We start from the raw sequence: 8,823 nt of genomic DNA on the forward strand, positions 1-8,823 counted from the left end.
CGGTACGGCAATAAGCCTGGAAGAAAAACCGCTACAACCAAAAAGTAATTATGCGGTAACCGGGCTTTATTTCTATGATAACAACGTTGTCGAAATGGCGAAAAATCTTAAGCCTTCTTCCCGTGGTGAACTGGAAATTACCGATATTAACCGTATCTATATGGAACAGGGGCGTTTATCTGTTGCCATGATGGGTCGTGGTTATGCATGGCTGGACACAGGGACACATCAAAGCCTAATTGAGGCAAGCAACTTCATTGCAACAATTGAAGAACGTCAGGGGTTGAAAGTATCCTGCCCGGAAGAAATTGCTTACCGTAAAGGATTTATTGATTCTGAGCAGGTGAAAGTATTAGCTGCACCGCTGAAAAAAAATGCTTATGGTCAGTATCTGCTGAAAATGATTAAAGGTTATTAATAAAATGAACGTAATTAAAACAGAAATTCCTGATGTGTTAATTTTCGAGCCGAAAGTTTTTGGTGATGAGCGTGGTTTCTTTATGGAAAGCTTTAATCAGAAAGTTTTCGAAGAAGCTGTAGGACGTAAGGTTGAATTTGTTCAGGATAACCATTCGAAGTCTAGAAAAGGTGTTTTACGCGGGCTGCATTATCAGTTAGAACCTTATGCGCAAGGGAAATTGGTACGTTGCGTTGTTGGTGAGGTTTTTGATGTAGCTGTTGATATTCGTAAATCGTCGCCTACCTTTGGTAAATGGGTTGGGGTGAATTTATCTGCTGAGAATAAGCGGCAATTGTGGATCCCTGAGGGATTTGCACATGGTTTTTTAGTGCTGAGTGAGACTGCGGAATTTTTATATAAAACGACGAATTATTATCATCCTGAGAGTGATAGAGGGATTATTTGGAATGATCAGAAGATAGGAATAAAATGGCCAAATGTTGGAAATTTGCCATTGTTATCAGAAAAAGACCAAGCTCATCATGGAATTGAATATCACGCTAACGAAAATCACTAATGAAATCATGTCAGGTTTTTTTATTATGTTGTGGAAACCATTCGTAGACGATTGGAATCGAAAATGTTATTCCTTTTACTTAATATAGTACTCTTTATTTCATCATTGACAAATGACAAAATAATATTTCGTTCATCATTCATTTTTACAGCTGTAGTCTGTAGTATATCATTTGGAAGAGGTTATGATTGGATAAATTATTATGATGTGTATACAAATATAGATGATTATTTATATAACTTTCCATTTGAACCAGGCTATTTTTATGTTTTACGTTTTTTTAATTGGTTGAATGTTAATTACCCGATCCAAAATGGTATAACAACTTTATTTTTGTTTTTTTGCATTTATAGTTTTGCAAAAAAAACAAATTATCCATCATTAACTTTTTTTACAATATTTTGTTTTATGGGGCATTATGTGCTTTCGGAACAAATAAGGCAGGCTTTAGCCATATGTATAATTTTATTATTTTTTGATGTTTTTCGACATAGAAAAATTATAAAAGGTATATTGGTTATTTTTTTAGCCACGTCTTTCCATGTTTCGGCCATGTTCTGTTTTATTTATTTTTTCATGCTCAATGATAGGACTCGACAACCAAATACCAAATTTTTCATTGTTTGTTTTATTTTCATCTTAATGGCATACTCTATATGGTTAAACCCCAATATAATATCTTTCCTACCCCTTATTTATAAAAAATTTGTCGGTTATACGGAAGCTTATACGGAAGGATTCATATCCATATCGCGAATTGTTTCATCGAAAGTTGTATTAATATATTTATCAATGCTTATTTTGTTGTTCCATATTTACAAAAAAAGCAAAGATAGATACGTTTTCTTTAGTACAAAAGCAATCATTTTGATGATTATTACTAAACTTACAGTTTTCCTGGGGCGTTTTCAATACTATGCAATTCCTTTATTAATACTAGGGATTGACAATTATTTTTACGATAAAAAAAGGAAAGGCAAAATCTTAATATATCAGCTGTATTATTCAATTTGTTTATTTGTAATATCTTTAGTACCTCTTTGGAGTCCTTCTACATTTGATTCAATAAATGATCCGATCTTAATAAATGCAAATTCAAAATACATTGAAAAAAAAATAAGTGAAAGATGCCTGACTTTAAATCATTATGATCCGGAGAATGAAGCAATTATAAGGTGTAAGTAATCACAAGAGATTAACCAACTAAATATAGAAGTTGAAGTGTAAATGAATATATCAAATATAAATGTTTCAGCAATTATTCCGACTATTGGTAGAGAGTCTTTATTCAGATCACTTGATTCAGTATATAAACAGCAATTCAAACCAACTGAAATTATTATATCTTATGATGGAGATAATTTTGAAGAGTTTAAAAATAAAATAGAAATATATTTGGAAAAAATTAATGAAAATATTCCATTATATCTTATAAATGTTGGGCCATTTTCTGGAGGTAATACAGCAAGACAGGCAGGAATAAATAAATCAGTATCAGAATATATAGCATTGCTAGATGATGATGATATTTGGCATACAGATCACTTATTAAATTATGTTAATATTTTGTGTAAATCCCAAAATGGGAAGTTGAAATTACTTTCATGTAAAGCCAATATTATTGATATAACTCTTCATAACAATTCAATTATTGTACCGCCTAGGTTAATTCATTCCAATGAATCAATACCAGATTATTTATTTAAAGTAAATAATATCAAAGCAGATTTAGGTTTTATTCAATCGTCATTGATTCTATTTTCAAAAGATTTAGCCTTATCAGTTCCATTCGATATTAATTTAAAATATCATCAAGATATAGATTGGCTACTGCGAGTATCTCAAAGTGGTATTGATTTTGAGTTTATTCAATCTGACTTAATTACCGTCACTTATTATTCTACCCCTCTGAGCGTGTCGAAAAAAATAAGTGCTGTACAATCACTTCGGTGGTCATTGAATAACTTCAAAGACAAACGTTGTTTAGGGGATTTTATATTGACACAGTCATATAATTATGCGCGTAAAAATGGAAGAGTTGTCGATGAGCTTTATATACTCTATGCATCTTTTGTATATGGTAAGCCGGGTATATATGCTTTAGCTCGTTTCATGTTAAAGTTGTTTAGAATTGATAATATATTGAAGATACTCAAAAAAAACAAAAAGTGATTTTAAAATGAAAAGAAAATGGGTTACTTTATTTGAGCGTTATGAAAATTTTCATTTTTACAAAGATGTAGGCCAGTTACCATATAATGCTCATGAATTATTAAATTATGACGTAGAATTATGGTGTAAGTTTAGAGAAGATTATATTTATGATGATAAAAAATTAAAAATAGTTCCTATTTATTCTAGTGGTTGTAACACTAAAGTTTCAATAAATATAATTAAAAAGTTGATAAAGGAGGCCAAAGATATCGATGTATTGAATCTATTTCATTTTAGATCATATAGTTTAATGTATGCAGCAATCTACAAAATATTTAATAGAAAGGGGAAGGTAGTAATTAAATGCGATGGTTCGGATCAAGAGTTCCCATATAATAATAGAAGTCTAAATGGCAAATTAATATTTAAAATATTAAAAAAGGGTAAGTTTGTTGATTTAGTTTTAGCCGAACATCTTTCTCTTTATAGCTACTTCTTGCAAAAAAAAATAATGACGTTACATTGCCCCAATGGAGTATCGCCTGAATATTATGGGCAAGGTCTAATGACAAAAACGAGAAATTCAAATATAATTTTCGTAGGTAAATGTGGCGATGTTAGAAAAAATGCAGAACTTGCAATCAAGGCTGTTTCTAAATTAAAATCCGAATGTCGTATATTTTTTCTTGGTGGCGAAACTTCAGACTTCAGAACGTGGTTTAACGACTGGATCAAGACATTTCCTGAAAATGTGAAAAAAAGATTTGTTTTTTTGGGATATATAAATGATCCTATGAAAGTAATTTCCTATTATGATTCTGCTTTAATTTTTTTAATGACGTCAAAACATGAAGGTTACCCTTTAGCTCTAGCACAAGCAATGTGGCGTTGCTGCTTTCCTGTAATTTCGGAAAATAGTGGAGGAAATGATATACAAGCAGCAGGATGCGCTGAAATATATCATGACCTTGATGAACTCGTTAATATTTTAGAAAAAAAAATATCAAATTCCGGAGAGACTTTAGATTTAGCGATTAAAGCAAGAGATTATGCATTGTTAAATAATGATTGGAGAAAGAAATTACAAAAAATACATGAGTGTTTATACGATGAATAAACAAATTTTAAAAACAGCTTCTTTATATACTGGGTTTTCGATAATTAATCAATTTATAGGGTTGTTAGTCCAGTTAATTTTGATGAGAGGCTCAACAATAATTGACTATGGGGAATATGCAATTAATTTCGAAGCCTTAGCCTTGATACAATTGGTATTGGCTAATGCATACAGAAACTATTATTTGCAGAAAATCAGGGAAGACAATTCTCACGAAAATATAAATAAGCTCATTTATTATCAAGCCATTAATGGTAGTCTTTTAATATTTTTATTTAGTAGTATTGTATGTTATGTTTATAAGTTAAAACTTGATGTTTCAATATTTTTAATTTCGGTTAGTGTAATATCTTCTCTGATTCTACCTCTACAAGCAAAGTGGTTAGCAAACAATGAACGTTCAAAATTAATAATTAAAGATATTTCAATTTCGCTTTTATCACTTGTGGTCGTATACATTACCATGAGGATAATGCATTATTCAGTTAGTGTGGTAACTATATTTCAATATGTTGGGATAGGTTGGGTTTCTCTTCTTCTCTTTATTATTACAGCCAAAGGCGCTTTAAAAAAAATTCATTACTCTGAAATAAGAGCTATAAGCAGAACCTTTGACAAAAAGTTATATGTTTTTATTATGATATTCATTGTCAATGCATTGCATAATAAGTTCGGAGGAATCTTTTTAAGAAATTTTTCTACAGAAATTGAAACTTCCTTATATTTAACAGCATTTAAATTTATTAACCCACTTTTTTTTATACAGACTTCGCTAGTTTCAGCATTTATGCCTTCGTTTGTAAGGGATAAAGAGTTTAATTTTTCAGGTAAAGTCTTCCTTACATTTGCTGTTCCCGGACTTCTTATAGCCCTCAGTCTTTATTTTTTATTCCCTGATGCAATTGGTTTTCTTGGGCTAAAAAAATACTTAGGATCTTACCAAATTATAAAAATAGCTTGTTTGTTTGTGTTTATTGTTTTTATCTACGGCTCAATGTCAAACTATATATCAGTAACGGGCGGCCAAAGATTTATACTAGTAACAAATGTTATGGCATTAATAACATTATGTCTTTTATCATTTGTTTTTAAAGATATTGGCAACACCAGCTTAAACTTAATTAGAGTATTTGTTTTAGTTGAGTGTTTAGTATGTGTATTATACTATTTTTATTTGCTAAAAAAAATGAAGATCTCTTTCTTTTTCTTTCTCTCACCTTTAATTTGTATCTTATTAGTTTTTTTGAGCTTATTTTAGATAGAAATAAAATACATCGTAACTTAAGGGTACTATATGTTATTGACAATAATTGTTGTCATCTATGGCAAAAATTTTTGCGATTCAACCTCATTAAAAAGTTTAAGATCCTGTCAATTAAATAATATTAAATTAGTTGTTTATAATAATGGGCCTATTTTCTTGGATTCAAATGATTGTTATGATTTGTTTTCTGATATAACTAAGCGTTACAATTTTAGCTTAGAGGTTATTCAGGAAATATCTAATAGGCCATTGAGTAAAGTTTACAACCATATAATCGAAAAAAACATGGACTCAGAATATTTTATGATATTAGATGATGATACAGAGGTACCTATAAATTATTTCCCTTTAAGGGCATTTCAATTGTCTTATGATATCGGTATTCCTATGATATCTGTAAGTAATAATCATAAAGTTATTTATCCAGAGGTGAATGGAGAAATTATTACTAAAGAAGGTTTTTGTGAAAAAGTAAAAAATATTAAGGCAATTTCGTCAGGTTTAGTGATTCACAATAATGTAATTACCAAAATTAAAAATAGCTATCCTGATATCTTTGATACTCGATTCGCTTTTTATGGAGTTGATTTTACATTTTTAAGACGCATAGTGGAATTAAATAAATTATATCACTTCAGGATTTATATTGAAAATGCTCTAACCCATTCTCTATCTAGACTGGAGGGGGATATAAGTCAATGGCGGTATAAAGAAAGAGTGATTGATGTTGTTTTGACGTCTTTACTCTATGAGAAAAGTAAAGTAAAGGCATGGCGGTGCATAATGAAACTATTATTAGTTAATATAATTAAATTACGTTACGGAGTAATTTCTGTAATTTTTAGTTCTATTGTGAAAAAAAAACACCCAAGATGTTAGAAGTTATTAAATGGATAATATAATGGATAAAATAACTGCGATCATTGTTACATTTAATCCGGATTTGACTATTTTCGGAGAAATACTTGAAAGAATAGCCTCTCAAGTAGATTCTGTATTATTAGTTGATAATGCATCTGATAATGCAGCATTATTAAGTAAAACTATAATGCTACGCGAAAATGTATCCCCTGTGTTTTTGGATGATAATATTGGCCTCGCGGCTGCTCAAAATTTAGCTATTTCAAAAATAATCGATAAAACTAATTTTATAATATTGTTTGATCAAGATAGTTTAATCCAAGATAATCTCATCAAGTCATTACTTGATGATGCAAAAAAAATACACGAAAAGAAAGACGTATTGCTGGGAGCAATTGGCCCATCTTTTTACGACCCCAACACTATGTCTATTTACCCTGCTACTATTTATTACGGCCCATTTATTAAACAAGTTAAGGTTTTTTCTGAGCCAGTTGAAGCTACATATTTAATCGCGTCAGGCTGTCTAATTAGCACTGATGTATTACGTGAAGTCGGATTAATGAAAGATGAACTTTTTATTGATTACATCGATGTTGAATGGAGTTTAAGAGCAAAGAGTAAAGGTTATAATTTATATATATCACCAAACGCAAAAATGGCCCATACAATTGGAGACGCGAGGCGTAAATTTTTGGGGCGGACAATATCTATTCACTCCCCTTTTAGACGTTACTTCTTGGTTAGAAATAGTTTTTACATGATAAGGTTAAATTATATTCCTTTAGGGTACAAGACTAGAGAGTGTATTTTTAATATTGCTAGGATATTAACATCTATCATATACTCCGATCAAAAAATGAAAACAATAAAATCGGCTTTTTATGGAGTCATTGATGGAATTGCAGGTCGATTTGGCCCTCTAAAACGTAAAATATAAAGAGAAATTTCATGAAAATTTTATATATAATCACAAAAGCTGATGAAATCGGTGGGGCACAAATTCATGTGAGAGACCTTGCTCGTCGTTTACACAATGATGGTAATAAAGTTACAGTAATCGTAGGAGAGGATGGTGCTTTAGTTAGACAACTTAAAGAGCTTCACATTTCGGTGCGGATAGTAGAAAATTTAGTTAGGCAAATTTCGCCACTAAATGATATAAAAGCCATTTTTAACATCAGAAGAATAATTAAAGATTATTCACCGGATATTATTGGTCTTCACTCCTCTAAGGCTGGAATTGTTGGTCGACTAGCAGCTTGTCGATTAAATATTCCAGTAGTATTTACCGCTCACGGCTGGGCATTTGCAGAGGGTATTAGTGACAAAAAAAGGAAGTTGTTTATTTTCATTGAGAAAATACTTTCTCCTTTTTTGGATAAGATAATTACTGTTTCCGAGCAAGATAAAAAGTTGGCGCTAGATTTAGGTGTTGCATCCTCTGAAAAACAAGTCGTTATTCATAACGGAATGCCTGATATTACTATTAAGCGCAACGATTTTTCTAATTCAACTAAAGTTCGATTAATCAGTGTAGCTCGTTTTTCAGAGCAAAAAGATCATGAAACTTTATTTCACGCACTCAAGTTAATTTCTACAGATAACTGGACACTAACTCTGGTTGGGAAAGGTCCTAAGTTAGAAAACATTAAAAAACTTGCATCTGATTTGAAAATTGCAAATAATATTCTCTTTCTTGGGGAAAGAGATGATGTTGATAATTTATTAAGTGAAAGTGATGTTTTCTGTTTAATAACAAACTGGGAGGGATTGCCATTAAGTATTATCGAGGCTATGCGTGCGTCCTTGCCAGTGGTAGCTACAGATGTTGGAGGTGTCTCTGAGTTAGTAGACCATAAAAAAACCGGCTTGCTTCATTCTCCTAAAAACATACAAGAACTTGCTAATATCTTGGATACTATTATCAATGATAGTGACTTAAGATATAAATTGGGAAATGCTGGGAGAGTTAAATACCAAAATAATTTCACATTTGAACATATGTATTATGCAACAATAGATGAATATAATAAATTAATACATACTAAATAGTTAATTACATTTTGCTTGTGTTTGCTCTTTTCTAACAGTTTTAATTTCTTTAATTTTAAGAGATAAATATATTAGACAAGTTATTCCAATATGAGTAAATTGGCATAACTTGTGACTTTAGACCGCAACCCGCAGTAACCCCTGACAGGAGTAAACAATGTCAAAGCAACAGATCGGCGTCGTCGGTATGGCAGTGATGGGGCGCAACCTTGCGCTCAACATCGAAAGCCGTGGTTATACCGTCTCTATTTTCAACCGTTCCCGTGAAAAGACGGAAGAAGTGATTGCCGAAAATCCAGGCAAGAAACTGGTTCCTTACTATACGGTGAAAGAGTTTGTTGAATCTCTGGAAACGCCTCGTCGCATCCTGTTAATGGTGAAAGCAGGTGCAGGCA

10 protein-coding genes are annotated in these 8,823 nt (G+C 31.3%); all 10 read left to right on the forward strand.

Annotated elements, in window-relative coordinates:
* Positions 1–418: sugar phosphate nucleotidyltransferase (locus J7M77_RS07235; RefSeq protein WP_296877166.1), on the forward strand; the 418-nt coding region annotated here is incomplete at its 5' end.
* Positions 419–422: 4 nt separating this feature from the next.
* A complete protein-coding gene (gene rfbC, locus J7M77_RS07240; protein ID WP_085454021.1) occupies positions 423–977 on the forward strand; it encodes a dTDP-4-dehydrorhamnose 3,5-epimerase in 555 nt (184 codons plus the stop codon).
* Positions 978–1,040: 63 nt separating this feature from the next.
* A complete protein-coding gene (locus J7M77_RS16875; protein WP_367005460.1) occupies positions 1,041–2,162 on the forward strand; it encodes an EpsG family protein in 1,122 nt (373 codons plus the stop codon).
* Positions 2,163–2,204: 42 nt separating this feature from the next.
* Positions 2,205–3,149 carry a glycosyltransferase family A protein gene (locus tag J7M77_RS07245; RefSeq protein WP_296877167.1) on the forward strand — a complete coding sequence of 315 codons (945 nt, stop codon included), beginning with the start codon at positions 2,205–2,207 and terminating at the stop codon, positions 3,147–3,149.
* Between the two features lie 7 nt (positions 3,150–3,156).
* Complete coding sequence (locus J7M77_RS07250; protein WP_296877168.1) at positions 3,157–4,248, forward strand: glycosyltransferase family 4 protein; 1,092 nt, start codon at positions 3,157–3,159, stop codon at positions 4,246–4,248.
* Entirely contained in the window at positions 4,241–5,506 is a 1,266-nt protein-coding gene (locus J7M77_RS07255; protein ID WP_296877169.1) for a hypothetical protein, read from the forward strand. Before J7M77_RS07250 ends, J7M77_RS07255 begins: the two co-directional genes overlap by 8 nt.
* 36 nt (positions 5,507–5,542) lie before the next feature.
* On the forward strand, positions 5,543–6,391 hold the full coding sequence (locus J7M77_RS07260; RefSeq protein WP_240100941.1) for a glycosyltransferase family 2 protein: 849 nt from the start codon (positions 5,543–5,545) through the stop codon (positions 6,389–6,391).
* Positions 6,392–6,413: 22 nt separating this feature from the next.
* Positions 6,414–7,313, forward strand: a complete 900-nt coding sequence (locus tag J7M77_RS07265; RefSeq protein WP_240100940.1) for a rhamnosyltransferase — start codon at positions 6,414–6,416, stop codon at positions 7,311–7,313.
* 11 nt (positions 7,314–7,324) lie between these two features.
* Positions 7,325–8,428 carry a glycosyltransferase family 4 protein gene (locus J7M77_RS07270; protein WP_240100939.1) on the forward strand — a complete coding sequence of 368 codons (1,104 nt, stop codon included), beginning with the start codon at positions 7,325–7,327 and terminating at the stop codon, positions 8,426–8,428.
* A gap of 157 nt (positions 8,429–8,585) precedes the next feature.
* The coding region (locus J7M77_RS07275; RefSeq protein ID WP_296877170.1) for an NAD(P)-binding domain-containing protein at positions 8,586–8,823 on the forward strand (238 nt) is incomplete at its 3' end.

It is taken from the genome of Thomasclavelia sp. (assembly GCF_017889095.1).
In the GTDB taxonomy this organism is placed as follows: domain Bacteria; phylum Bacillota_I; class Bacilli_A; order Erysipelotrichales; family Coprobacillaceae; genus Thomasclavelia.

Coding starts and splice junctions, on each gene's coding strand:
- J7M77_RS16875 (WP_367005460.1), top strand. CDS start 1,041: ATGTTATTCCTTTTACTTAATATAGTACTCTTTATTTCATCATTGACA.
- J7M77_RS07270 (WP_240100939.1), top strand. CDS start 7,325: ATGAAAATTTTATATATAATCACAAAAGCTGATGAAATCGGTGGGGCA.
- J7M77_RS07260 (WP_240100941.1), top strand. CDS start 5,543: ATGTTATTGACAATAATTGTTGTCATCTATGGCAAAAATTTTTGCGAT.
- rfbC (WP_085454021.1), top strand. CDS start 423: ATGAACGTAATTAAAACAGAAATTCCTGATGTGTTAATTTTCGAGCCG.
- J7M77_RS07250 (WP_296877168.1), top strand. CDS start 3,157: ATGAAAAGAAAATGGGTTACTTTATTTGAGCGTTATGAAAATTTTCAT.
- J7M77_RS07265 (WP_240100940.1), top strand. CDS start 6,414: ATGGATAAAATAACTGCGATCATTGTTACATTTAATCCGGATTTGACT.
- J7M77_RS07255 (WP_296877169.1), top strand. CDS start 4,241: ATGAATAAACAAATTTTAAAAACAGCTTCTTTATATACTGGGTTTTCG.
- J7M77_RS07245 (WP_296877167.1), top strand. CDS start 2,205: ATGAATATATCAAATATAAATGTTTCAGCAATTATTCCGACTATTGGT.